Here is a 1,183-nt window from a genome sequence, read left to right as displayed (position 1 = left end):
TTGTCGATTGGGCCATTTTTTCTCAGTCATATTGAATCAGTCAGATCTCTGGTCAAACAACTTGATACCTTCGCGCATCTGGACGCCCCGCGTAGCCGGCATATTCAGCGCATGGCCGATAGCCTCAGCGCTATCTACCTTGAGCCATACTACCATTTTGACAAAGGCATTCCTGTGAGAGGCCAAGCCATCACACTGCGCATGACACCAGAAAATTATGAGCATGAAGGAGAAATGTACGTTTTTGCCAAAACACTACACACCGCTTTCTCCCTCTGTTTTGTTGAAACCAGCTTTCACAGATTAACCGTTATCAATAACGATACCAATGAATACTGGGAATTTTACAATATGCCTGGGCATCAGAAGATCATGTAATTGAAGGAAACATTATGAAAACCGGACTCCGCTTTTCCTGCACCATCGGCAATCTGCCGCCCATGACTTTTGCGGTAGTGAATTTTACATTAGATGAAGCGCTTTCAGCGTTATTTACCCTGTCTCTCACATTAGCGGCAAACCGTTCAAATATAGACACGGACACCCTCCTGCTCCAAACCGGGCTGTTCACCGTTACCCGTGACGATATTCTGCAACGTGAAGTGAAAGGATTGGTTGCAAGTGCGGTTGTTGGCGCCACAAACCGACATCAAACTCAGTATCACCTGACAGTCAGACCAGAAATGTGGCTGCTGACCCTCGATCAGGACAGCCGTATTTATCACCAGCTTAGTGTCCCCGATATTTTACAACGCATACTGAAACAGAAGAAACTCCGGGCCAATATGCATTTGAATAACCCACACTCAACGCGGGAATACGTCACCATGAAAAGGGAATCATCCTATGATTTCTTTACCCGCCTGGCGGCTGAGGAGGGGATTTTCTTCTGGTTCGCCGATGACGGGCTCTATCTCAGTGATAGCTACCTGAACATGAGAGCGCCGGATACGTTGATTTATAACCCGGACGTCACCAGCGCAGTAGAAGAAAATGTTATCTACAAATGGTCTCTTGGCTCCTACATGCGCCCGGAATCTACCGACCAAAAAGACAGAAATTATCACAACCCCAATTACGCTTTACAGCATAACGCCACGGATTTTGAAGCGGAGAACGGCACGCCATTTCATATTTTTGAAAGTTACGGCCGTTTTCAGAAAGACAAAGAGGGCATTCCGTT

The 1,183-nt window shown here is 46.7% G+C and carries 2 protein-coding genes; both read left to right on the top strand.

The genetic code is table 11. The annotated features are described in order from the left end of the window. Nucleotides 1-378 (top strand): type VI secretion system baseplate subunit TssF (locus tag ACGF49_RS24545; protein ID WP_387493309.1); only part of this gene is annotated, 378 nt, incomplete at its 5' end. 14 nt (nucleotides 379-392) lie between these two features. Then, nucleotides 393-1,183, top strand: a 791-nt coding sequence (gene tssI / locus ACGF49_RS24540; RefSeq protein WP_387493306.1) for a type VI secretion system tip protein TssI/VgrG, incomplete at its 3' end; no start/stop codon positions are given.

The sequence above is a fragment of the Photorhabdus sp. RM96S genome, assembly GCF_042879335.1.
GTDB classification, from domain to species: Bacteria; Pseudomonadota; Gammaproteobacteria; order Enterobacterales; family Enterobacteriaceae; genus Photorhabdus; species Photorhabdus kayaii.
This window is presented reverse-complemented; position numbering and strand designations above follow the sequence as displayed.